This window comes from Streptomyces sp. NPDC053432, from assembly GCF_055585365.1.
The window spans coordinates 1-23,130 of sequence record NZ_JBVJKF010000005.1; the positions used below are offsets into that span (position 1 = coordinate 1).

Sequence of the window (23,130 nt, forward strand, 5' to 3'; positions counted from 1 at the left end):
TCAAAGGAACCTCATCCACCGGAGTGGACGGGGTATCAACTTCTGGCGTTGATTTTTGGCACGCTGTTGAGTTCTCAAGGAACGGACGCTTCCTTCGTACTCACCCTCAGCAACACTGGCTGGGGCTTTCCTCCGGGCTTTCGTTCTTGCGTTTCAGACTCTATCAGAGTCTTTCTCGCTCGCTTTCCGGGTCTTCGCTTTCGCGTTTTCCCTTCCGGCGTTTCCGACTCTATCAGACTCTTTTCCGTGCCGTTTCCGGCTGGATTGGAATTCCGATGGCCTTCGGGGGGCCTTTCCCTTTCGGGTGGATCAGACGTTATCAGGTTTCCCTGGTCGTGATTCCCACCCGCCCGCACGACGCGACCGGACACACGTGTGTGCCCGGTTGTCTCGCGGGGTGGAGACGTAAACGTACTGGAGCGGGGCCGCCGGATGCAAATCCGGTTGCCCCGCTCCAGTGACGTCGCTACGGCGAGGCTCAGACCTCGACGACGACGGGGAGGATCATCGGGCGGCGGCGGTAGCTGTCCGAGACCCACTTGCCCATCGTCCGGCGGATGAGCTGCTGGATCTGGTGCGGCTCGGCCACGCCGTCGGAGGCCGCGCGGGCGATGGCCTCCTCGATCTTGGTGACCACGGGGGCGAAGGCGGAGTCCTCGATGCCGGAGCCGCGGGCCTGGATGCTCGGGCCGCTGACGACCTTGCCCGTGGTGCTGTCCACCACGACGTAGACCGAGATGATGCCCTCTTCGCCGAGAATCTTGCGGTCCTTGAGGTGCACCTCCGTGACGTCGCCGACCGAGAGGCCGTCCACGTACACGTAGCCCGCCTGGACCTTGCCGGAGATCCGGGCCTTGCCGTCGATCAGGTCGACGACCACGCCGTCCTCGGCGATGACGATGCGGTCCTTCGGGACGCCCGTCATGGCACCGAGCTCGGCGTTGGCGCGCAGGTGGCGCCACTCGCCGTGGACCGGCATCAGGTTCCGCGGCTTGCAGATGTTGTAGAAGTACAGCAGCTCGCCGGCGGAGGCGTGGCCCGAGACGTGGACCTTGGCGTTGCCCTTGTGGACGACGTTGGCGCCCCAGCGGGTCAGGCCGTTGATCACCCGGTAGACCGCGTTCTCGTTGCCCGGGATCAGGGACGACGCGAGGATGACCGTGTCGCCCGGGACGATGCGGATCTGGTGGTCTCGGTTCGCCATGCGGGACAGGGCCGCCATCGGCTCGCCCTGCGAACCCGTGCAGACCAGGACGACCTCGTGGGCCGGCAGGTCGTCGAGGGTCTTCACGTCCACGACGAGACCGGCGGGGACCCGCAGGTAGCCCAGGTCGCGGGCGATGCCCATGTTGCGGACCATCGAACGGCCGACGAAGGCGACCCTGCGGCCGTACTCGTGAGCCGCGTCGAGGATCTGCTGGATGCGGTGCACGTGGCTGGCGAAGCTGGCCACGATGATCCGGCTGTGGGCGTTCGCGAAGACGTTCCGCAGGACGCCCGAGATCTCGCGCTCGGGCGGCACGAAGCCCGGGACCTCGGCGTTCGTCGAGTCGGAGAGGAGGAGGTCGATGCCCTCCTCGCTCAGACGCGCGAAAGCGTGCAGGTCGGTGAGGCGCTTGTCCAGCGGGAGCTGGTCCATCTTGAAGTCGCCGGTGGCGACGACCATGCCCGCGGGCGTGCGGATCGCGACGGCCAGGGCGTCCGGGATGGAGTGGTTGACCGCGATGAACTCGCAGTCGAAGGGGCCGAGGGCCTCGCGCTCGCCTTCCTTCACCTCGAGGGTGTAGGGGCGGATGCGGTGCTCCTGGAGCTTCGCCTCGATGAGGGCCAGCGTCAGCTTCGAGCCGATCAGCGGGATGTCCGGCTTCTCCCGGAGGAGGTAGGGGACGGCGCCGATGTGGTCCTCGTGACCGTGCGTGAGGACGATGCCCTCGATGTCGTCGAGGCGGTCCCGGATCGACGTGAAGTCCGGGAGGATCAGGTCGATGCCCGGCTGCTCCTCCTCGGGGAAGAGGACGCCGCAGTCGACGATCAGCAGGCGACCGTCGAACTCGAAGACGGTCATGTTGCGGCCGATCTCACCGAGACCGCCCAGCGGGGTGACCCGCAGGCCGCCCTTGGGGAGCTTCGGCGGCGGGCCCAGTTCAGGGTGCGGATGGCTCAAAAGTTTCTCCTTCACCACGCACGCCACGTACCCCTTAAGGCACGTGGCGCGCATGTCATTCGTGCACTTGCTGTTGTGTGTTTTGGTCTTGCTTATTCAGTTGTGAAGTCTGTTGTCAGAGCTCTACCCCGCCCGCGGCAAGATCGATCTTGAGCTGGGCCGTCTCTTCGTCGGACAGTCCGATCAGCGGCAGCCGCAGCGGGCCGGCGGGCAGGCCCTGCAGGTTCAGGGCGGCCTTCGTGGTCATCACGCCCTGCGTGCGGAACATACCCGTGAAGACCGGGAGCAGCTTCTGGTGGATCTCGGCGGCCTTCTGGACGTCCCCGCCCAGGTACGCCTCCAGCATGGCGCGCAGGTCCGGGGAGACCACGTGGCCGACCACGGAGACGAAGCCGGCCGCGCCCACCGACAGGAGGGGCAGGTTCAGCATGTCGTCGCCCGAGTACCAGGCCAGGCCGCTTCGCGCGATGGCCCAGCCGGCACGGCCGAGGTCGCCCTTGGCGTCCTTGTTGGCCACGATACGGGGGTGCTCCGCCAGCCGGACGATGGTTTCCGTCTCGATCGGGACACCGCTGCGGCCGGGGATGTCGTAGAGCATGACCGGCAGCTCGGTGGCGTCGGCGATCGCCGTGAAGTGCCGGAAGAGGCCCTCCTGCGGCGGCTTGCTGTAGTACGGGGTGACGGCGAGCAGGCCGTGGGCGCCCGTGCGCTCGGCCTGGCGGGCCAGTTCGAGGGTGTGGCGGGTGTCGTTGGTGCCGATGCCGGCGACCACGTGCGCGCGGTCTCCGACGGCTTCGAGCACGGCTCGTACGAGGTCGTTTTTCTCCGCGTCGGTGGTGGTCGGCGACTCACCGGTGGTGCCGTTGATGATCAGGCCGTCGTTGCCTGCGTCCACCAAGTGGACGGCGAGCTGCTGCGCGCCGTCGAGGTCGAGGTCGCCATTCGCCGTAAACGGCGTGATCATGGCGGTGAGGACCCGCCCGAAGGGGGTCTGCGGAGTCGAGATCGGAGCCATGGGTAACACGCTACTCGCTGCCACGCTCGCGGTGTCCCCTCGGGGGACGTCAACAGGGTGTTGGAGCCCGGCACTGCCTGCTCGGGGGTTCAGGCAGTGCCGGGTCCGTTTGATCAGCCTAGATGAACTTTCCGAAACGTCGCAATACGGACACTTCGGACTTGCCGCAGCACATCTGTACGTGGTGGTCGCACCAGACCTTACGGGGCAACCCGTCCGTTGTCGTTGAAGGCCGCGTACGAGCGCGGCATGAGTTCCGCCCGGCGCCGCTCCGTCCTCTCGCCGACCATCCCGATCTCCCGCTGCGGGGACGGCACCCCGGCCGGCTCGTTATGCCTGGAGGCAGGAGTCCTCCACGACCCGGGCGGCCCACAGCACGTCGGAGTCCGCGGCGGTGACCGCCCGGACAGCTGACACGGTGACATGAAATCCGTTGAATCTCCCGAAATCCGGCACGGATTGCCCGGTTCGTACGTCTATCCAGGAGAAGGAGCAGAGCGCCCGCCACCACTGCCGAGGAGATGCCCCTGATGTTCCTCCCCCCGCGACCGCCGGGAGGTGCCCCCTCGCGCGAACCCGTCCCGTTCGCCTTCGTCGCCGAGGCCGACCGTTTCCGCAGCAACGTCACTCCGCCGCCGCGCGAGAGTCTGAGCAAGAGCCAGTTGGCCGCCCGTAGTCTGGTCGGTCTGACCGTGGTGGCGGGGCTCGTCGGCTCGCTGCTCTTCGGTATGCCGGCGCTGCAGCCGAGCAAGGCGCCCGCGAAGTCGCAGCAGTCGGAGGCCTCCGAAGGGCGGTAGCCTCACGGGCACAGCCCAACCGAACGTGCATGTGAGTGAGGTCCAGCCGTGCCCCTGCCCTTCCTGACGGCCGACGGCGTGTCCGACGCGGACGACGACGGTGACGCGGTACTGGCCCATGTGGACCACGACCGCTGGCGCCGGCCCTACCGGCCGGGCCCCTGGCGGGTGGCCCTCTCCGCCGTGCTGCTCCTGCTGTCCGCCTTCATGCTGCTGGCCACGATGATCGTGGCCTTCGCCGGCGCGTGGGCCGGGGCGGGCGTCTGCCTGGTCGCCGCCCTGTCGGTGGTCGGGTCGGCGCTGCGGATGCTGCAGGTGGGCGTCTGGGTGAGTCGTGCGGGACTGCGCCGCGTCGCCTTCTTCGGGAGCCGCACGATCGCGTGGAGCGAGATCGTCGAGCTGCGCACGGTGCAGCAGCCGGTGCGCTGGCTCGGGCTCCCGAGGACCGTGCAGGGGCAGGCCCTGACGGCGACGGTGCGCGACGGTGCGGAGCTGCCGGCGCTGCTGACCGACCACAGCGCCGATTTCCTGTCGCGGCCCGAGGCCTTCGACCGGGCCGCCGACATGGTCGGGGCCTGGTCCGAGGAGTACCGCCCCGTGGCCGTGTGACGTCGTGGCCGACGGTGTACGCGTCGTCGGCCCGGACGGGAAGCCCGTACAGGTCAGGCCTGTACGGGCTTCTTGTCGTGCAGGGCGATGGCGCGCTGCATCGCCGTGCGGGCGCGCGGGGTGTCGCGGGCGTCGCGGTAGGCGACGGCGAGGCGGAACCAGTTGCGCCAGTCTCCCGGCGCGTCCTCGGTCTCGGCCTTGCGGCGCGCGAAGACCTCGTCGGCGGAATCCCGCAGGATCCGGCCGTACTGGTCGCGTTCCAGCTCGTCGACGGGCAGGCCGCCCTCGGCCTCCAGCTCGGTGGCGAGTTGGTGGGCCTTGGTGACGAACTGCGTGTTCTTCCAGAGGAACCAGACGCCGATGACGGGCAGGATCAGGACGGCCGCCCCGAGCGTGACGGTGAGCCAGGTCCCGTGCTGGATCAGCATCACGCCACGGCTGCCGGCCAGGACGAAGTAGACGACCAGGACAGCGGCCGTGAGGAAGTACGTGATCTTCGCGCGCATCGAAATCAGTCCGGTCAGCCCAGGTCGAGGAAGTTTTCCAGGCCGAAGGTGAGGCCCGGGGTCTGCGTCACGCGGCGCGCGCCGAGCAGGATGCCCGGCATGAAGCTGCTGTGGTGCAGGGAGTCGTGACGGATGGTCAGGGTCTCGCCCTCGCCGCCGAGCAGCACCTCCTGGTGAGCCAGCAGGCCGCGCAGGCGGATGGCGTGCACCGGCACCCCGTCGACGTCCGCGCCGCGTGCGCCGTCGAGGGAGGTGGCGGTGGCGTCGGGCTGTGCGCCGAGGCCGGCCTCGGCGCGGGCGGCCGCGATGAGCTGCGCCGTACGGGTCGCGGTGCCGGAGGGGGCGTCGACCTTGTGGGGGTGGTGCAGCTCGACCACTTCGACGGACTCGAAGTAGCGGGCGGCCTGGGCCGCGAACTTCATGGTGAGGACGGCACCGATGGAGAAGTTCGGGGCGATGAGCACACCGGTCGCCGGGGAGCCGGCGAGCCAGGTGTCGAGCTGTGCGAGGCGGTCCTCGTTCCAGCCGGTGGTGCCGACCACCGCGTGGATGCCGTGGCGGATGAGGAAGTCCAGGTTCCCCATGACCGAGGCGGGAGTGGTCAGCTCGACGGCGACCTGGGCACCGGCCTCGGCCAGCGTCTCCAGCTTGTCGCCGCGGCCGAGGGCGGCCACCAGCTCCATGTCCTCGGCGGCCTCGACCGCCTTGACCGCCTCGGAGCCGATGCGGCCCTGAGCGCCGAGGACCGCCACGCGCAGCTTGCTCATATTGCTTCCCTTACATCCGTACGGAACTAGGCGACCGCTTCGTCGAGGCGGGCCGCCTGCTTTTCCTTCAGGGGACCGATCACCGCGAGCGAGGGCCGCTGGGCCAGTACATCCTGTGCGACCGAGCGGACGTCGTCCGGGGTCACGGCGGCGATGCGGGCCAGCATGTCGTCGACGGACATCTGGTCGCCCCAGCACAGCTCGCTCTTGCCGATGCGGTTCATGATCGCGCCGGTGTCCTCCAGGCCGAGGACGGTCGAGCCGGAGAGCTGGCCGATGGCCCGCTTGATCTCATCGTCGGCGAGTCCGTCGGAGGCCACCTTGTCGAGCTCGTCGCGGCAGATCCGCAGGACGTCGTGGACCTGGTTTGGGCGGCAGCCCGCGTACACGCCGAAGAGGCCGGTGTCGGCGAAGCCCGAGGTGTACGAGTACACGCTGTAGGCGAGGCCGCGCTTCTCCCGCACCTCCTGGAAGAGGCGGGAGGACATGCCGCCGCCGAGTGCCGTGTTCAGCACGCCGAGCGCCCAGCGGCGCTCGTCGGTGCGGGCCAGGCCGGGCATGCCGAGGACCACGTGGGCCTGCTCGGTCTTGCGGTTCACCAGGTCAACGCGGCCGGCGGTGCGGATGCGCTTGGCGCCGCTGCGCGGGCCGATGGGCTCGGCGTCGGTGTGCCCCAGCGCGCCGGCCTTCTCGAAGGCGGCGCGGACCTGGCGTACGACCTTGCCGTGGTCGACGTTGCCGGCCGCGGCGACCACCAGGTGGCGGGGGTCGTAGTGCTTCTTGTAGAAGCGGCGGATCCGGTCGGCGCCGAGGGCGTTGATGGTGTCGACGGTGCCGAGTACGGGGCGGCCCAGCGGGGTGTCCCCGTACATGGTGTGCGCGAACAGGTCGTGGACGCAGTCGCCCGGGTCGTCCTCGGTCATCGCGATCTCTTCGAGGATGACCCCGCGCTCGGCGTCGACGTCCTCCTCGCGGATCAGGGAGCCGGTGAGCATGTCGCAGACGACGTCTATGGCGAGCGGCAGGTCGGTGTCGAGCACCCGTGCGTAGTAGCAGGTGTACTCCTTCGCCGTGAAAGCGTTCATCTCGCCGCCGACCGCGTCGATGGCGGAGGAGATGTCGAGGGCGCTGCGCCGTTTCGTGCCCTTGAAGAGGAGGTGCTCCAGGTAGTGCGTGCTGCCGGCCAGCGACGGGGTCTCGTCACGGGAGCCCACGTGGGCCCAGATGCCGAAGGTCGCGGAGCGGACCGAGGGCAGCGTCTCGGTGACGACGCGCAGGCCGCCGGGGAGGACGGTGCGCCGGACGGTGCCGATGCCGTTGCTGCCCTTGAGGAGGGTTTGGGTACGGGCGACGGCCCGCCCCTCCGAAGAGGGGCGGGCCGTCACACGGGAACTACGCGACGTCACTTGTCGGAGTCGTCCTTGTCAGCGTCGTCGCCGGCGGCCTCGCCGTCGATCACGGGGATCAGGGAGAGCTTGCCGCGCTGGTCGATCTCGGCGATCTCCACCTGGACCTTGGTGCCGACCGCGAGCACGTCCTCGACGTTCTCCACGCGCTTGCCACCGGCGAGCTTGCGGATCTGCGAGATGTGCAGCAGGCCGTCCTTGCCCGGGAGCAGGGACACGAACGCACCGAAGGTGGTGGTCTTGACGACCGTACCCAGGTAGCGCTCGCCGACCTCCGGCATGGTCGGGTTGGCGATGCCGTTGATCGTGGCGCGGGCGGCCTCGGCGGCCGGGCCGTCGGCGGCACCGATGTAGATGGTGCCGTCGTCCTCGATCGTGATCTCGGCGCCGGTGTCCTCCTGGATCTGGTTGATCATCTTGCCCTTGGGGCCGATGACCTCACCGATCTTGTCCACCGGGATCTTGACGGTGATGATCCGCGGGGCGTTCGGGGACATCTCGTCCGGCGTGTCGATCGCTTCCATCATCACGTCGAGGATGTGGAGGCGGGCGTCGCGGGCCTGCTTGAGGGCCGCGGCCAGGACGGAGGCCGGGATGCCGTCCAGCTTGGTGTCGAGCTGGAGCGCGGTGACGAACTCCTTGGTGCCGGCGACCTTGAAGTCCATGTCGCCGAAGGCGTCCTCCGCACCGAGGATGTCGGTGAGGGCGACGTAGTGGGTCTTGCCGTCGATCTCCTGGGAGATCAGGCCCATGGCGATACCGGCGACGGGGGCCTTGAGCGGCACACCGGCGTTGAGCAGCGACATGGTCGAGGCGCAGACCGAGCCCATGGACGTCGAACCGTTGGAGCCGAGGGCCTCGGACACCTGGCGGATCGCGTAGGGGAACTCCTCGCGGGTCGGCAGGACCGGCACGATCGCGCGCTCGGCGAGCGCGCCGTGGCCGATCTCGCGGCGCTTCGGGGAGCCGACGCGGCCGGTCTCGCCGACGGAGTACGGCGGGAAGTTGTAGTTGTGCATGTAGCGCTTGCGGGTCACCGGGGAGAGGGTGTCCAGCTGCTGCTCCATGCGGAGCATGTTGAGGGTGGTGACGCCCAGGATCTGGGTCTCGCCACGCTCGAACAGCGCCGAGCCGTGCACGCGCGGGATGGCCTCGACCTCGGCGGCGAGGGTACGGATGTCCGTGATCCCGCGGCCGTCGATGCGGACCTTGTCCTTGATGACGCGCTCGCGGACCAGGGCCTTGGTCAGGCTGCGGTACGCGGCGGAGATCTCCTTCTCGCGGCCCTCGAAGGCCGGGAGGAGCTTCTCCGCGGCGATCTCCTTGACGCGGTCCAGCTCGGCCTCGCGGTCCTGCTTGCCCGCGATGGTCAGCGCCTGGGAGAGCTCGCCCTTGACAGCGGCCGCGAGGGCCTCGTACACGTCGTCCTGGTAGTCCAGGAAGACCGGGAACTCGCCCTCGGGCTTGGCGGCCTTGGCGGCGAGGTCCGACTGGGCCTTGCAGAGGACCTTGATGAACGGCTTCGCGGCCTCGAGACCGGCGGCGACGACCTCTTCGGTCGGCGCCTCGGCGCCGCCCTTGACGAGGGCGATGGTCTGCTCGGTGGCCTCGGCCTCGACCATCATGATCGCGACGTCGCCGTCCTCCAGGACGCGGCCCGCGACGACCATGTCGAAGACGGCGTCCTCGAGCTCGGTGTGCGTCGGGAAGGCCACCCACTGGCCGCGGATCAGCGCGACGCGGACGCCGCCGATCGGGCCGGAGAAGGGCAGGCCGGCCAGCTGCGTGGACGCGGACGCGGCGTTGATCGCGATGACGTCGTACAGGTGGTCGGGGTTGAGCGCCATGACCGTGGCGACGACCTGGATCTCGTTGCGCAGGCCCTTCTTGAAGGACGGGCGCAGCGGGCGGTCGATCAGGCGACAGGTGAGGATCGCGTCCTCGGAGGGGCGGCCCTCGCGGCGGAAGAAGGAGCCGGGGATCTTGCCCGCGGCGTACTGCCGCTCCTCGACGTCCACCGTCAGGGGGAAGAAGTCGAGCTGGTCCTTGGGCTTCTTCGACGCGGTGGTGGCGGACAGCACCATCGTGTCGTCGTCCAGGTAGGCAACGGCGGAGCCGGCGGCCTGGCGGGCCAGACGGCCCGTCTCGAAGCGGATGGTGCGGGTGCCGAAGGAGCCGTTGTCGATGACGGCCTCGGCGTAGTGGGTCTCGTTCTCCACTAGCGTTTTCTCCATTTTCGTCGTCTCCGTCCGCCGCCCGTGTGGCGGTGGACGGTTGCGGAGAAGCGCTCCTGGCCTCAGGCCGGTCTTCGATCGAAGCACCCGGGTCCGTCGCCCGTGCGGGCGTTCCGGGTGCCACTACCGAGGACCGGCGGCGTAGGGAGGGCGCTCCTCCTCTTCAGTTGTGCGCGTCTTCCTCAGCCGCGCACGGGCGTCCGTTCCAGACTACAAAGGGTCCGGTCCGGTCCGCACGTACAGCAAAGGGAGCGGCCCCCGGAAGTGGGAACCGCTCCCTCCACGACGCTTTACTTGGCGCCGGCCGCACCGCGGCGGATGCCGAGGCGCTCGACCAGCGTACGGAAGCGCTGGATGTCCTTCTTGGCCAGGTACTGCAGCAGGCGGCGACGCTGGCCGACCAGGATCAGCAGACCACGACGGGAGTGGTGGTCGTGCTTGTGGGTCTTGAGGTGCTCGGTCAGGTCCGAGATGCGGCGGGACAGCATCGCGACCTGGACCTCGGGGGAGCCGGTGTCGCCCTCCTTGGCACCAAACTCTGCGATGATCTGCTTCTTCGTAGCGGCGTCGAGCGGCACGCGTACTCCTCGTTTAGGTCTTCGTTGCCACCGAGTGCCCCAGGTCGAATTCTCTGGGGATCTTCCGTAACTCGGGAGGCGGGGCTCGCTGAGCGCAGTCCACAGATCCTTCGTCGAAGGGTCCGGGGGACGCGTACACAAACGGCCGTCACACAGCGTACCAGGCTGCCGGGTCGCGACGTCTCAGCTGGTGAGAGAGCGGGCCCGGGAGTAGACGTCCAGCACGGCCAGGGCCAGGGGGACCAGGCTGAGCAGGACCGCCGCCTCGGTGAGGTCGAGCAGCCTTCCCCAGAAGGGTGACAGGCCCTTGCGGGGGATGACAAGCGCAATTCCCGTGAGGAGGGCCGCGCCGCCCGCGACGGCGGCGGTCAGCCAGATCGTACGGACGGCCATGCCGCCGTGGTCCTGCCTGGCGAGGGCTTGGACGAGCTCGGCCGGCGGGTGCAGGGCCAGGCCGAGGATCAGCAGGGCGACAGCGATCAGTCCGGCGGCCAGGGCGCACACCACCTGCGAGGTGTAGCGGAAGAGCCGGGCGCGCAGCAGCATGGCGAGGCCGGTGGCCAGGGCGAGGAGCCGGCCCCAGGTGTTGTCGGAGAAGCCGAGGACGGCGGCGGAGCCGACGGCGACCGCGGAGCAGCCGGCGACGAGGCCGAGGAGCATCTCGTGGCCGCGGCGGGCCTGGGCGGCGATGGCCTCCGCGTCGAGCGGGGCGCCCTGGTCGGAGCCGTCGGCGGCGGACTGGTCGCCGTACGGCTCGGGGTCGTAGCGGTCCGGGTGGCCCGCGTGGTCGACGTACTCGTCCGTGGCGCTCTGCGGGGCCGCGTAGCCGATGGGCAGCCGGGCGACGCGGGCGGAGAGGGCGGGCAGGAACGCGACCAGTCCGATGGCGACGGGGGCGCACGCGGCCGCGGTGTACGTGGCGGAGGCCTCGGTGGCGATGGCGACGAAGGTGGCGAGGGTGCCGGTGGCGGCGACGAAGGTGGCCGCGACGAAGGGGGCGTCCCCGCTGGGGGTGAGCGCGACGAGGGCGACCGAGGCGACGAGGACGCTGACGCAGCCGAGGAGGAACTGGAGCCGGCCGGGGCCCTCGCCCGCGGCGGGGGCGATGATCCCGGAGCCGGCGATCAGCAGGAGCGGGAGGGAGCTGAGGCCGAGCGCGACGGCGGAGCCGCGGTCGCGGTAGACGCGGGCGCGGACGCCGGCCAGGGCGGTGAGCAGGATGCCGACGGCTCCGGCGATGACGCCGGGCAGTCCGTGCATGTCGTGGCGGATCGGGTCGGCGTACCAGAGGACGAAGCCCAGCATCACGAGGAGCACGGAGGCGCCGGCCAGGCCCGCGCCGCGCAGCATGTCGTCGCTCCAGCGGTGCCGGTCGCGGACGACGGCGGAGGCGACGGCGTCGGAGACGTCGTCGAAGACGGCCGGCGGCAGGGACTCGGCGAAGGGGCGCAGGCTGAGCACCTCGCCGTCGAGGACCTGCTGGGCGGCGAGGGTGCGCGCGCCGTCCAGGACGGTGCCGGAGCGGCGCACGAGGTGGAAGCCGGTGGGGGCGCCGACGGGCTGGGTCTGGCCGGTGAGGCGCAGCAGCTCGGGGTAGACGTCGGCGACGGCGATGTCCTCGGGGAGGGCGACGTCGATGCGGCTGTCCGGTGCCACGACGGTGACCCTGCAGAAGCCGGTCGTTGCGGCCGTACTCACCTGTGTGACCCCCGTAGTCGGTGTCCGCGTCGGCGGACGGTTCGCGGATGCGCATGCCCGGACAGGGCCTTGGCGCGTCACCCTACCGGGCATATGGCGGACTGTCGGCAAGTAGGATCACGGTCGCGCGGACGGGAACCCCTCCGCGCCCGGGACTTGGGGGCGCCGGTTGCGGTGTCCCGTCCGTTTTCGAGGGGATGCTCCGGTGAGCCAGATCGTCGTCAAACGCCCGCCGCGGTCCCTGCCGCCCGAAGTCCCTTCGGACGAACTGAGGCTGGAGGCGCCTCCGGAGCTCCCGCGCGGTCAGCAGGAGGGCATGCTGATGCAGGTCCTGCCGATGCTCGGCATGGGCTCGTCGGTGGTGTTCTTCTTCATGACGCCGAATCCCATCATGCGGATCATGGGCACCCTGATGCTGGTGTCCACCGTGGGCATGATCGTCGCCCAGCTGGTGCGCTACCGGCGCGGTACGCAGGGGCAAATGGCCGATGTGCGCCGGGATTACCTCAAGTACCTTGCGCAGACGCGCCGTCAGGTACGCCGTACCGCTCGGACGCAGCGCGACGCGCAGCTGTACCTGCACCCGGCTCCGGAGCAGTTGTGGTCGGTGGTGGCGGAGGGTTCGCGGCTGTGGGAACGGCGCGTCGGCGACGCGGACTTCGGGCAGGCGCGGCTCGGTCTCGGCGCGCAGCGGCTGGCGACGCCGCTGGTGGCGCCGGACACGGCCCCGGTGGACGAGCTGGAGCCGTTGACGGCGGGCGCGATGCAGCGCTTCCTGAAGGTGCACTCCTCGCTGGACGGGCTGCCGGTGGCGGTCTCGATCCGGGCCTTCTACCACGTGACCGTCTCCGGTGAGCCGGAGTCGGCGCGCGGTACGGCGCGGTCTCTGGTGGCGCAGCTGACGACACTGCACTCCCCCGAGGACCTGGTGGTCGCCGTGGTGGCGGCGCCGGGTGCGGTGGCCGCGTGGGACTGGACGAAGTGGCTGCCGCACACGCAGGTGCCGGGCCAGGTCGACGGCGCCGGTACGAAGCGGCTGTTCGGTGACGACCTCGCGGAGCTGGAGGGGCTGCTGGGGTCCCGGCTGGAGGGGCGGCCGCGGTTCAGCCGCGACGTGTCCCCGGTGCTGGACCAGCCGCACCTGGTGGTGGTGCTGGACGGCGGGATGGTCCCGCCGGACTCGGTGTTCGCCGCGGCCGAGGGCCTGCAGGGCGTGACCATCGTCGAGGTGGTCGCGGGCGAGCTGGACGAGCTGCGGGGCGGGCTGTCGGTCGTGGTGCGGCCGGGCCGGCTGCGGCTGGAGTCGGGCGGCGGGGTCGCGTACGAGGGCGTACCGGACACGCTGTCGCTGCCCGCGGCGGAGGCCCTGGCCCGGCAGCTGGCGCCGATGCGCACCGGTGGCGGTGACGAGGACGAGCCGCTGCTGGCCAACCTGGACTTCACCGACCTGCTGAACCTGGGCGACGCGGCCTCCATCGACGTGGCGCGGACCTGGCGGCCGCGGTCGGCCGGTGAGCGGCTGCGGGTGCCGATCGGTGTCGGCGAGGACGGCGCGCCGGTGATGCTGGACCTGAAGGAGGCCGCGCAGGAGGGCATGGGCCCGCACGGCCTGTGCGTGGGCGCGACCGGTTCCGGCAAGTCGGAGCTGCTGCGCACGCTGGTGCTGGGTCTGGCGGTGACGCACACCTCGGAGACGCTGAACTTCGTACTGGCGGACTTCAAGGGCGGTGCGACCTTCACGGGCATGGGGCAGATGCCGCACGTGGCCGCGGTCATCACCAACCTGGCGGACGACCTCACGCTCGTGGACCGCATGGGCGACTCGATCCGCGGTGAGCTCCAGCGCCGGCAGGAGCTGCTGCGCGCGGCGGGCAACTACGCGAACATCCACGACTACGAGAAGGCCCGTGCGGCGGGCGCCCCGCTGGAGCCGCTGGCCTCGCTGGTGCTGGTCATCGACGAGTTCTCCGAGCTGCTGACGGCGAAGCCCGACTTCATCGACATGTTCATCCAGATCGGCCGCATCGGCCGGTCGCTGGGCGTGCACCTGCTGCTGGCCTCGCAGCGGCTGGAGGAGGGCAAGCTGCGCGGCCTGGACACGTACCTGTCGTACCGGATCGGTCTGCGGACCTTCTCGGCGGCGGAGTCGCGGACCGCGATCGGTGTGCCGGACGCCTACCACCTGCCTTCGGTGCCCGGTTCGGGCTACCTGAAGTTCGGGACGGACGAGATGACCCGCTTCAAGGCGGCGTACGTCTCGGGCACCTACCGTTCGGGCGGGCCGGACCTGTCGGTGGGGCTGTTCCCGGTGGAGCGGCGGCCCGTGCTGTTCACGGCGGCTCCGGTGCCGGTGGTGTACGCGGCTCCGGACCCGGCGTACCTGGCGGCGCAGTCCTCGCGGGAGGACGACGCCCTCGCGGACACGGTGCTGGACGTGATCGTGGGCCGGCTGGAGGGTCAGGGAGTGCCGGCGCACCAGGTGTGGCTGCCGCCGCTCGACCAGGCGCCGCCGCTGGACCAGCTGCTGCCGGCGCTGGCGCCGAGCGCGGAGCGCGGGCTGCACGCGGAGGGCTACACGCGGCCCGGCGGGCTCGTCGTACCGCTCGGCCTCATCGACAAGCCGTTCGAGCAGCGGCGCGAGGTGCTGTACCGGGACTTCTCGGGTGCGGCGGGCCACATGATGGTGGTGGGCGGTCCGCAGTCGGGCAAGTCGACGCTGATGCGGACGCTGATCTCCTCGTTCGCGCTCACCCACACCCCGCGCGAGGTGCAGTTCTACGGGCTGGACTTCGGTGGCGGCAGCCTGTCGGCGGTCGCCGAGCTGCCGCACGTGGGCGGGATCGCCTCGCGTCTGGATCCGGAGCGGGTGCGGCGCACGGTCTCGGAGGTGGCGGGCATCCTCAACCGCCGCGAGGAGTTCTTCCGCTCGAACGGCATCGACTCGATCGCCACCTACCGGCGCCGGCGCGCGGCGGGCGACCTGCCGGGCGAGGCCTGGGGCGACGTGTTCCTCGTCATCGACGGGTGGGGGAACTTCCGCGGTGAGTACGAGGGCCTGGAGCAGGTCGTCAACGACATCGCGGCCCGCGGTCTGGGCTACGGCATCCACGTGGTGATCACCGCGGCCCGGTACATGGAGGTGCGGGCCGCGCTCAAGGACCAGATGCTGAACCGGCTGGAGCTGCGGCTCGGCGACGTCATGGACTCCGAGTTCGACCGCAAGGTCGCGGCGAACGTCCCGCCGGGGATGCCGGGGCGCGGTCAGGTGGCGGAGAAGCTGCACTTCCTGGGTGCGCTGCCGCGGATCGACGGCTCCCACGAGGCGGGTGACCTGTCGGAGGCCACCGCGGCCTTCGTGGACGCGGTCAAGCGGAACTGGGCCGGTGCCCCGGCTCCGGGCGTACGGCTGCTGCCGCGGCTGCTCCACGCCGACCAGCTGCCCAAGGGCGGGGAGCACCCGGGCCGCGGGATCGCGATCGGCATCGACGAGACCGATCTGGAGCCGGTGTTCGTCGACTTCGAGTCCGACCCCTTCCTGCTGGTCTTCGGTGAGAGCGAGTCGGGCAAGACGAACCTGCTGCGGCTCATCGCCCAGCAGATCGCCGCGCGCTACACGCCCGACCAGGCCCGTCTGGTCGTGGGCGACTACCGGCGGAGCCTGCTGGGGGCGTTGCCGGAGCAGCACCTGCTGGAGTACGCGCCGATGGCGAGCTCCCTGCAGATGCACATGGAGGCGCTGGGCGGGGTGTTCTCGCGCCGGCAGCCGCCGACCGACGTCACTCCGCAGCAGCTGCGCGACCGCAGCTGGTGGACGGGCCCGGACGTCTTCATCATCATCGACGACTTCGACCTGGTGGCCACGAGCCAGGGCAATCCGCTGGCGCCGCTGGTGGAGTTCCTGCCCTTCGCCCGGGACACGGGCGTGCGCTTCGTGATCGCGCGCAACTCGGCGGGTGCCTCGCGCTCCCTGTACGACCCGTTCATGCAGCGGATCAAGGAGCTCGGCGCGCAGGGCGTCCTGCTGTCCGGCGACCCGTCCGAGGGCGACCTGGTCGGCAACGTCCGGCCGCGTCCGATGCCGCCGGGCCGGGCCTTCTACGCCTCGCGCAGGCGGGGTACGTCGCTGGTGCAGCTCGGGCGGATGCCGGGCATGTGACCGCGGTGATGTGGGGAAACCCGTCCCCTCGGGCGGCGCAGCGCCGATAATCGGCGTGAAGACCGCGCCACCGAGGGGAAAGGCCGCACATGGGCACCCAGCAGGAGAAGGACGAGCTGTACGCGCTCGACATCAGCGGCGTGGAGTGGGAGGGCCCGCCCGGGACGAGCCCGGACGAGGAGCGGGTCGAGATCGCCCGGCTGCCCGAGGGCGCTGTGGCCATGCGGTCCTCGCTGGACCGGGAGACGGTGCTGCGGTACACGGCGGCCGAGTGGGAGGCCTTCGTGCTGGGCGCCCGGGACGGTGAGTTCGATCTGGACCGGCACCACCCCTGAGTGTGGCTCCGGACATGCGGAAGGGGCGCGCCCCGCCCGGGGCGCGCCCCTTTCTCGCACCCTGGCTCAGAAGGCCTCGGTGAACAGGCGCGAGGCCTTGACGTCGGTGGCGCGGTAGTCGTCCTTGCCGCGCTCGATGAGCTGGGCGACCTGCTCGAGCTGGTTCTTCATGTGGTCCGCCTGGCCCTTGTACTTGGCCTGGAGCTGGACGTACGCGGCGTGGGCCTCACCGTCCCAGGTGTCCGTGACGACCTTGAGGGCCTGGTCCATCGCGGCCAGGTCGTCGACGATCTTCTTCGAGACCGTGCGGATGCGGTTGGCCATCTGCTGGACGGACTCGTATGTGACCTTGGTGTGGCCGTCAGTGGCAGCCATGTTCTTCTCCTTAGCGCTGAGCGGGGCTTACCGGGATACGACGTGCGTCAGATCGAGTTGAGGCCCGAGCTGTTGCCGCCCGCGTTGGACTGGACGGCGCTGAAGGCCGCCCGCACGTCGTCATCCTGGGCGTTGCTCAGGTTCTTGGTCTGGGCGACCGCGTTGTGCAGCACGCCGAGCAGCCGACGGATCTGGTCGTGGTCCTCGTTCACCACGGTCTGGGCGTTGATGAACCCCTGGGCGCCGACACCGGTCCAGCCCGCGCTCACGGTGGCGAGGATGTCGGCCAGCTCACGGGCCTGGGTGGTGACGGCCTCGGCCGTTTCGGAGATCTTGTTCTTGGCCTGGACGATGGGATCGTCTGCAAGTCCGAAATTGTTGCTCATCCGAAGCTCCTCACTTCTCAATTCGCCGGCAGGAACGGCGGATTACGTGGCGGAGCGGACACTTCCGGCGCGGTTTCAGGCCACCACGCACCGGAGATCCCCCTCCGCTTCACGAGAATCCCCCGATCACAGTCGTGAAGCCTGTTGTCACTCTAGCCAGTTCGGTGGCACGGCCCAACACCAGCGGTCCGCTTCTGTTGATGAACCGTGACCGTTCACTGCAAACGGCGTCGGCGGTTCCGTGTGTCCCGTGCGACGGTCGCGGTCCCCGCGATGACGGCGATGAGGACGGCGCCGATGCCGAGAGCGTACGTGCCCAGACGCTCCTGGCGCTCCTGCGCCGTCTCGGCCAGTGTGAGCTCCGCCGCCTCCGGGGCGGCTGCGGGCGGCGGCCCGGGGTCGGGGACCGGGGGCTTGGGCGGCTCGCGGTCCTGGGTGAGGGCGCGCACGGGGTCGACCACACCCCAACCGACGTAGTCGTCCCGTCCCTTGACGGATCGTTCGGCGGTGTTCTGGATCTGCCAGACGATCTGCTGCACGCTCCAGTCCTCGTGCTCGGCGCGCAGCAGGGCGGCGACCCCGGCGACGTAGGGGGCGGAGAAACTGGTGCCGTTGTCGATGCACTGGCCGAAGCCGGGGACGGTGGAGACCATGTCGACGCCGGGGGCGGCCACCCCGATGAAGTCGCCGGGCTGGGAGAAGGCGGACCGCTCGTTGTTGCGGTCGGAGGCGCCGACGGCGAGCACGCCCGGGAAGGCGGCCGGGTAGGTCTTGCGCTTCTCGCCGCTCATGCCGTCGTTGCCCGCGGAGGCCACGACCACGATCTTGGCGTCGATGGCGCGCTGGACCGCCTTGCCGAGTTCGGAGTCGGGGCCCATCGGGACGTCGGTGTCCTGCGAGATGTTGATGACCTGGGCGCCCTTGGCCACGGCGTGGTCGATGGCCTGGCTCAGGGACAGCGCGTCGCCCTTGCCCTGTCCGTCGTTCTGCCGGATCGGGATGATCGTGGACTCCGGGGCCAGGCCGACGAAGCCCGTGCCCTCCTGCTTGCGGGCCGCGATCAGGCCGGCGACCTTGGTGCCGTGGCCGACGGTGTCGGTGGTGCCGTCGCCCTTCGGGTCGAGGAAGTCCTTGCCGGCGCCGGCGTCGACGGCGCCGGCCAGCTGCGGGTTCTGCCGGTCCACTCCGGTGTCGATGACGGCGACCCGGACACTGTTGCCCTTCTTGTCCTTGCCCTTGGTCTGCGCCCAGAGCTCGTCGAGGAGCAGGCGCTGCAGGGCCCACGGGCGGTCGGCGATCTGCTTCTTCATGGGGAAGGTGCACTCGCCGGCGCCGTCGAGACCGAAGGCGTACGGAGGCCCGGGCGCGGCCGCGGCGGGCGGCGCGGCGCAGGCCGCGAGGAGGGCGAGGGCGGCGGTGAGGAACGGCGCACGACGGCCGCGGCCGCGGCCGCGGGGCCGGGGCTCCGACGGCATCGCGGGCACGGGGGACGCGGGGGGCGTCGAGGGCACGGGGGGCGTCGAGGGCGCGGGGAGCATCGGGGTCATCGGGGGCTTCCTCACGAACCCTGGGGCTGACGGGCGGAGTTGGTGTCCAGACGCGGACCCTTGGAGAGGAACTCCGACCAGGCGATGGGCACCAGGGAGGGGGTCACGCTGCCGTAGCCCAGCCGGATCTGTGCCTGGCTGGCCTCGGGGCGGGCGTCCGTGGAGCCCTTGGCCTGCGGGTCGGCCGCGCCGATCCTCGACTTCTCGGCGTCGCTGTCGCCGTTGGCCTGCACCGCGTACCGCAGGCCGGTGTCGGTGACGAGGAAGAGGGCACCGCCGGCGGTGGTCTGCTTGCCCTGGACCTGGGTGTAGAGCAGTCCGGAGCCCGGGGTGACGTAGGAGCTGGTGCCGCTGGCCGTGATGTCGATGGGGAACCCGGTGCCCGCCCACGTGCTCAGGGTCTGGCCGCCCTGGGCGTCGACGGAGTGCAGGACGTTGCAGACGGTGTCGCGGCGGCTGCCTCCGGAGCCGGAGCCCGCCGCCTGTCCGCCCGCGGCCGGAGCCGTCTCGTTGATCCGCTCGGACTTCTTCTGCGGCCACCTGGTGTCACCGGCGAACCGGGTCGCGTCCGGGTTCAGCGTCTGCAGGTCGACCTCGCGGGCCTTGCCGTGCATGTTGAGGCCGTCGGTGGCGGGGGCCGAGATCAGCAGCCAGGCGACGAACTCGGAGACCGGGGCGACCTTCCCGGGCAGCACCACGTAGTTCTGGGTGCCGGCGCCGGTCTGCGCCGTGAGCACCATGCCGACCTTGTTGTCGGCGGCGCCCAGGCCCTTGACCTCGGCGCCGGTCCCGGCCTTCGCGGGCAGCTGCGGGAAGGCCAGGTCGTCGCCGGAGTTGAGGGTGGCCAGCCACTGCTCGGTGACCTGCTGCGGGGTGGCACCGGTACCGACCAGGGCGTTGGTCATCGTCCCGGCGGCCGCGGTGCCCTCCGGGAACTTGTACTTCGTGCCCGCACCGTCGACGAGGTAGCGCTCCTTGCCCGCCCCGGTGCTCTGCACGTACAGCACCTGGCTGTCGGTGAGCTTGCGCTGGTCGTCCATGCGGACGGCCTCGCGGTCGGCGAGGACGAAGGTCGCCGTCTGCACGCCCTTGTTGTTGCCGCCGGGCTGCTGGCAGACGGCCCACCGCTTGGCCTTGCCCGCGTCGTCCTTGGAGGGGAGCCGGTCGGGGGCGTAGGGGATGCCGATGATGGGTCCGCGCGGGACCTTCCCGCCGTCGAGGACGCTGTCGGCGACGGTGACGACCTTGCCGGACTTGGCCGGTTCGAGCAGGAGGCGGGCCGAGGCGAGGTTCAGCACCGGGTGCAGCCTCTTCTGCTCCTTGCCGTCCACCTTCGTGGTCAGGACCACGTACCTCGTCGTCGACTCCTTGCCGACGATGACCTGGACCCCGGGATCGTCCCAGCCCTTGGGCGCGGTCGGCTTGAACATGCCCCACGCGCCGAACCCCGCGATCACCAGCGCGCCCGTGATCAGCCCCGGCAGGACGGCGCGCAGCGGGCGCGGCGCGCCCTCCTCGGTCCCCGTGGCGGAGGGCTGGAGGAACGCGGCCACCGTGCGCCGCTTCGCAAAGGTGTACGCGTTGAGCTCATCACGTCGTGATGCCATGACCGCCTGCTTCTCCCCGCACTGCCCGGTCGGCGGGTAATCCCCCCGGCTACCGCCGGGAGGTGCCCCCGTCCCCGGGCCTCGATAGTCGGACCGGGCACCTACTATGCCTCTTGACGGACCGTATGCAGGGGCCGGGTAGGGTGAGGCTGCCGCTCAGCGCCTTCCGGACCGCGCGTTCAGGATCATCGGGGCATCAGGGCTCGTTGGGGTGGATTGGGGAGGTTCCGGCGGTGGTGCGGCGGATGCCGCGCAGTGCCGGAATTGATGGGGCCCGGCCCCGGAGAGGGGAGCTGCGCGAGTGATGGGCACCGCGACGCGGCCACGGACTGGCCCGGCCGCACCCGCACGCGGCGGAGTGGCGCCGCATCCGGAGTCGAGCCCCGGCCGCTTCGGCCCGTTCCGACTGCAACAGCTCGTACTGCTCCAGGTCGCCGCTGCCGCCCTGCTGGTGGCGTGGGTGGTGGATCCGGTGCTGCTGGTGCCGGCCGGTGTGCTCGCGCCGGCCCTGGTGGTGCTCGCGGTCGTACGCCGCCACCAGCGCTCCCTGCCCGAGTGGATCGGCGGCGCCCTGGCGCTGCGCGCGCGCAAGAGGCGTTCCGCTTCCCTGGCGGTCCCGGCCGGGACCGAGCCCGGACTCGCGCCGCTCGTCGAGGCCGATCCGGCGCTGCGGACGCTCACCTTCAGCGACCGCGAGCGGCGGCCCGTCGGGATGGTCGGCGACGGCACCTTCCTGACCGCGGTCGTGCAGGTGGACACGGACGCCACCGCGCTGCGGCCCGACCGGTCGGAGCGGCCGCTGCCGCTCGGGCTCGTACGGGACATCCTCGAAGTGGACGGCATCCGGCTGGAGTCCGCGCAGCTGGTGCAGCACACCCAGCCGGCTCCGGCCCCGCACCTGCCGGCCCAGTCGATGGCCACGCGCAACTACGCCCCGCTGCAGGCCCGCACGGGCACGCCCGCGGTGCGGCTGACGTGGATCGCCCTCAAGCTCGATCCGGAGCTGTGCCCCGAGGCGGTCGCGGCGCGCGGCGGCGGGAAGGCGGGCGCGCAGCGGTGCCTGGTGCGGGCGGCGGACCAGCTGGCGAGCCGGCTGACCGGGGCCGGGTTCAGGGCCACCGTGCTCACCGAGCAGGAGCTGACGGCGGCGCTGGCCACCTCCTCGTGCGCGAACCCGATGGCGATCACCCAGGCGGGCCGGTCCGGCAGCACGGGGCGGCGCACCGAGGAGACCCCGCGGACCTGGCGCTGCGACGACCGGCGGCACACGACGTACTGGATCGCGCGCTGGCCGCTGCTGGGCGGCTCGGGGGCGGCGCTGCCGCAGTTCGTGGCGCTGTTGACCTCGCTGCCCGCGCTGGCGACCAACTTCAGCCTCACGATGTCCTCCGCCGGGCGACAGGGCGTCACGCTGTCCGGACACGTACGGGTGACGGGTCGCAGTGACGAGGAACTGGTTGCGGCCCGGCGTGAGTTGGAGCGGACGGCGCGTGGCGTGAAGGCCGGGCTCGTCCGTCTCGACCGGGAACAGGTGCCGGGGCTGCTGGCTTCGCTGCCGCTGGGAGGTGCCCGATGAGAGGCGGGTTCGGGCTGGTCGGCCCGCGCCGGGAGCGGCACGTGGTGTCGGCGGCGGATCTGGAGGCGCTGGCGCTGCCCGTCGGGGACGACGGGGTCGTCATCGGCGTGGACGCAGAGGGCAGGCCGGCGGTGCTCGGCATCAACCGGCCGACGCCGTACGAGGTGACGCTGATCGGCGGCCTGTGGACGGCGCAGGTGCTGGCGCTGCGCGCGGCGGCCACGGGTGCGCGGGTCGCGGTGGAGACCGGGCGGGCGCACGTGTGGTCCGGGCTGTCCCAGGCGGCGGGCGGCGGTCAGCAGTGCGTGACGTTGCACGACGTGGGCCGGGTCCCGCCGCAGGGCGCGTCCGCGGGCAGCCCGGTGCTGGTGATCCGCGACTGCGGGATGCGGCCACCGCGCGGGAGGGTGGTGGCGGGCCCGTGGCAGTCGGTGCTGACCCTGCTGCCGTACCTGAGCCCGACGGCGCCGCGGCTGCTGCAGCAGTCCGCGCTGGTGGGTGTGCAGCGGGTGTCGCCGGACGAGGCGGAGCAGGTCGGGCGGCTGATGAACCTTTCGCGGCGGGCGGTGGATTCGCTGCCGACGCTGGGCGACGGGGTGACGCTGTGGTGCACGCCGCGGGACCGGCAGTTCGTCATGACCCAGGGGACGGAAGCGGAGACGGGGCTGCTGGGCGCGGCCCGGCGCATCGACTGACGGTCGCCCGACCGTCGATGGGGCCCGGCCGGCCTTCCGGCCGCCGGGGGTGGCCCGTCGCCCCGCGCACCGGCGCGCGGGGCGGGGCCGACGGGGGCGGACACGGGCGGCGGGCCGCGATTAGGCTGGGCGCGGGCGCGCGTCGAGGTGGGCGCCGGACCAGTGTTCGACAGACCAGGAGGACCAGTGAGCGGCGATCGGAACGAGAGGCGCGGCGGGACGTGGGACGTCCCGACGGACGATCAGTCCGACGCGGAGCCCGAGATGACGGGCGAGTTCACCATCGACTACACCCCGCCCGCCTGGTACACGCAGGGCGCGAGTCCGGCCGCGGTGCCGGGGCTGCCCGAGGGCAGCGGCTTCGAGCCCCACCGTCCGTCGGAGCTCGACTCCCCCCGGACGATGCGGGTGGGCCCGCCGGCCCAGCGGCCGTCCCCGGACGGGACGGCCGGGCCGTCGGGTCCGGCCGTCGGCATGCCTCCGGCTCCGGAGGCGCCCGCCGCTCCGGCGGATTCCCGCCCGCCGTATCCGGGCCCGGCGTTCCCGCCGAGCGGCGCACCCGCCGCGGCCCCGGCCTTCCCGCCGAACCCCACGGGCACGCCCGGCCCGGCCCCCGCCTTCCCGTCGAACCCGACGGGCGGTGCGCCCGCCTCCGCCCCCGCCTACCCGGGGACCCCCC

19 protein-coding genes and 1 pseudogene are annotated in these 23,130 nt (G+C 71.3%); 7 read left to right on the plus strand and 13 right to left on the minus strand.

Annotated elements, in window-relative coordinates:
* Positions 1-478: 478 nt before the first annotated feature.
* From ACZ6Y1_RS10400 to ACZ6Y1_RS10410, 3 genes and pseudogenes are all read right to left on the minus strand, one after another.
* Positions 479-2,164, minus strand: a complete 1,686-nt coding sequence (locus ACZ6Y1_RS10400; protein ID WP_469625760.1) for a ribonuclease J — start codon at positions 2,162-2,164, stop codon at positions 479-481.
* A gap of 115 nt (positions 2,165-2,279) precedes the next feature.
* Positions 2,280-3,179, minus strand: a complete 900-nt coding sequence (gene dapA / locus ACZ6Y1_RS10405; RefSeq protein ID WP_469625762.1) for a 4-hydroxy-tetrahydrodipicolinate synthase — start codon at positions 3,177-3,179, stop codon at positions 2,280-2,282.
* 200 nt (positions 3,180-3,379) lie between these two features.
* Positions 3,380-3,511: pseudogene (locus ACZ6Y1_RS10410) on the minus strand (FAD-dependent thymidylate synthase); the annotation flags it as partial.
* A 198-nt stretch (positions 3,512-3,709) separates the two neighbouring features.
* Between ACZ6Y1_RS10410 and ACZ6Y1_RS10415 the strand changes: the two are divergent.
* Entirely contained in the window at positions 3,710-3,976 is a 267-nt protein-coding gene (locus ACZ6Y1_RS10415) for a hypothetical protein (RefSeq protein ID WP_469625764.1), read from the plus strand.
* A gap of 48 nt (positions 3,977-4,024) precedes the next feature.
* Positions 4,025-4,585, plus strand: a complete 561-nt coding sequence (locus tag ACZ6Y1_RS10420) for a PH domain-containing protein (protein WP_469625767.1) — start codon at positions 4,025-4,027, stop codon at positions 4,583-4,585.
* Positions 4,586-4,638: 53 nt separating this feature from the next.
* Here ACZ6Y1_RS10420 and ACZ6Y1_RS10425 read toward each other — a convergent pair whose 3' ends face one another.
* The 6 genes from ACZ6Y1_RS10425 to eccD all read right to left on the minus strand — a co-directional run bounded on the left by ACZ6Y1_RS10425 (position 4,639) and on the right by eccD (position 11,774).
* Positions 4,639-5,091: a hypothetical protein gene (locus tag ACZ6Y1_RS10425; protein WP_469625769.1), complete on the minus strand. Its 453-nt coding sequence runs from the start codon at positions 5,089-5,091 to the stop codon at positions 4,639-4,641.
* A gap of 14 nt (positions 5,092-5,105) precedes the next feature.
* A complete protein-coding gene (gene dapB / locus ACZ6Y1_RS10430; protein WP_469625772.1) occupies positions 5,106-5,858 on the minus strand; it encodes a 4-hydroxy-tetrahydrodipicolinate reductase in 753 nt (250 codons plus the stop codon).
* Between the two features lie 26 nt (positions 5,859-5,884).
* Positions 5,885-7,264, minus strand: coding sequence for a M16 family metallopeptidase (locus ACZ6Y1_RS10435; RefSeq protein WP_469625774.1), 1,380 nt, complete (start codon positions 7,262-7,264; stop codon positions 5,885-5,887).
* The gene (locus tag ACZ6Y1_RS10440) at positions 7,261-9,483 is read right to left on the minus strand and encodes a polyribonucleotide nucleotidyltransferase (RefSeq protein WP_469626572.1); all 2,223 of its coding nucleotides are present in this window, start codon (positions 9,481-9,483) and stop codon (positions 7,261-7,263) included. The genes ACZ6Y1_RS10435 and ACZ6Y1_RS10440 overlap by 4 nt, the downstream gene beginning before the upstream one ends.
* Before the next feature lie 305 nt (positions 9,484-9,788).
* Positions 9,789-10,076, minus strand: coding sequence for a 30S ribosomal protein S15 (gene rpsO / locus ACZ6Y1_RS10445; RefSeq protein ID WP_007266917.1), 288 nt, complete (start codon positions 10,074-10,076; stop codon positions 9,789-9,791).
* A gap of 183 nt (positions 10,077-10,259) precedes the next feature.
* Complete coding sequence (eccD, locus tag ACZ6Y1_RS10450; RefSeq protein WP_469625776.1) at positions 10,260-11,774, minus strand: type VII secretion integral membrane protein EccD; 1,515 nt, start codon at positions 11,772-11,774, stop codon at positions 10,260-10,262.
* A 205-nt stretch (positions 11,775-11,979) separates the two neighbouring features.
* Here eccD and eccCa point away from each other — a divergent pair, with 205 nt between their 5' ends.
* Positions 11,980-15,930, plus strand: coding sequence for a type VII secretion protein EccCa (gene eccCa / locus ACZ6Y1_RS10455; protein ID WP_469625778.1), 3,951 nt, complete (start codon positions 11,980-11,982; stop codon positions 15,928-15,930).
* An 89-nt stretch (positions 15,931-16,019) separates the two neighbouring features.
* Positions 16,020-16,265, plus strand: a complete 246-nt coding sequence (locus ACZ6Y1_RS10460; RefSeq protein ID WP_384586890.1) for a DUF397 domain-containing protein — start codon at positions 16,020-16,022, stop codon at positions 16,263-16,265.
* A gap of 66 nt (positions 16,266-16,331) precedes the next feature.
* Here the strand turns inward: ACZ6Y1_RS10460 and ACZ6Y1_RS10465 are convergent, their stop codons facing one another.
* The 4 genes from ACZ6Y1_RS10465 to eccB all read right to left on the minus strand — a co-directional run bounded on the left by ACZ6Y1_RS10465 (position 16,332) and on the right by eccB (position 20,180).
* The gene (locus ACZ6Y1_RS10465; RefSeq protein WP_469625780.1) at positions 16,332-16,640 is read right to left on the minus strand and encodes a WXG100 family type VII secretion target; all 309 of its coding nucleotides are present in this window, start codon (positions 16,638-16,640) and stop codon (positions 16,332-16,334) included.
* Between the two features lie 47 nt (positions 16,641-16,687).
* A complete protein-coding gene (locus tag ACZ6Y1_RS10470; protein ID WP_469625782.1) occupies positions 16,688-17,026 on the minus strand; it encodes a WXG100 family type VII secretion target in 339 nt (112 codons plus the stop codon).
* Between the two features lie 215 nt (positions 17,027-17,241).
* Entirely contained in the window at positions 17,242-18,501 is a 1,260-nt protein-coding gene (gene mycP, locus ACZ6Y1_RS10475; protein ID WP_469626576.1) for a type VII secretion-associated serine protease mycosin, read from the minus strand.
* An 83-nt stretch (positions 18,502-18,584) separates the two neighbouring features.
* Positions 18,585-20,180 (minus strand): type VII secretion protein EccB, encoded by a 1,596-nt coding sequence (gene eccB, locus ACZ6Y1_RS10480; RefSeq protein WP_469625784.1) that lies wholly within the window; start codon positions 20,178-20,180, stop codon positions 18,585-18,587.
* A 304-nt stretch (positions 20,181-20,484) separates the two neighbouring features.
* On the opposite strand from eccB, the gene eccE reads away from it, so the two are divergent.
* The 3 genes from eccE to ACZ6Y1_RS10495 all read left to right on the plus strand — a co-directional run.
* Positions 20,485-21,756, plus strand: a complete 1,272-nt coding sequence (eccE, locus tag ACZ6Y1_RS10485) for a type VII secretion protein EccE (RefSeq protein WP_469625786.1) — start codon at positions 20,485-20,487, stop codon at positions 21,754-21,756.
* Complete coding sequence (locus tag ACZ6Y1_RS10490; RefSeq protein ID WP_469625789.1) at positions 21,753-22,451, plus strand: hypothetical protein; 699 nt, start codon at positions 21,753-21,755, stop codon at positions 22,449-22,451. Before eccE ends, ACZ6Y1_RS10490 begins: the two co-directional genes overlap by 4 nt.
* Positions 22,452-22,637: 186 nt before the next feature.
* Positions 22,638-23,130: SCO5717 family growth-regulating ATPase (locus tag ACZ6Y1_RS10495; protein WP_469625791.1), on the plus strand; the 493-nt coding region annotated here is incomplete at its 3' end.

Bases quoted from the DNA above. Each gene is read 5' to 3' on its own strand.
- ACZ6Y1_RS10425 (WP_469625769.1), bottom strand. From the start codon at position 5,091: ATGCGCGCGAAGATCACGTACTTCCTCACGGCCGCTGTCCTGGTCGTC.
- eccE (WP_469625786.1), top strand. From the start codon at position 20,485: ATGGGCACCGCGACGCGGCCACGGACTGGCCCGGCCGCACCCGCACGC.
- dapB (WP_469625772.1), bottom strand. From the start codon at position 5,858: ATGAGCAAGCTGCGCGTGGCGGTCCTCGGCGCTCAGGGCCGCATCGGC.
- dapA (WP_469625762.1), bottom strand. From the start codon at position 3,179: ATGGCTCCGATCTCGACTCCGCAGACCCCCTTCGGGCGGGTCCTCACC.
- eccB (WP_469625784.1), bottom strand. From the start codon at position 20,180: ATGGCATCACGACGTGATGAGCTCAACGCGTACACCTTTGCGAAGCGG.
- ACZ6Y1_RS10415 (WP_469625764.1), top strand. From the start codon at position 3,710: ATGTTCCTCCCCCCGCGACCGCCGGGAGGTGCCCCCTCGCGCGAACCC.
- ACZ6Y1_RS10460 (WP_384586890.1), top strand. From the start codon at position 16,020: ATGGGCACCCAGCAGGAGAAGGACGAGCTGTACGCGCTCGACATCAGC.
- ACZ6Y1_RS10470 (WP_469625782.1), bottom strand. From the start codon at position 17,026: ATGAGCAACAATTTCGGACTTGCAGACGATCCCATCGTCCAGGCCAAG.
- ACZ6Y1_RS10465 (WP_469625780.1), bottom strand. From the start codon at position 16,640: ATGGCTGCCACTGACGGCCACACCAAGGTCACATACGAGTCCGTCCAG.
- mycP (WP_469626576.1), bottom strand. From the start codon at position 18,501: ATGCCGTCGGAGCCCCGGCCCCGCGGCCGCGGCCGCGGCCGTCGTGCG.
- ACZ6Y1_RS10490 (WP_469625789.1), top strand. From the start codon at position 21,753: ATGAGAGGCGGGTTCGGGCTGGTCGGCCCGCGCCGGGAGCGGCACGTG.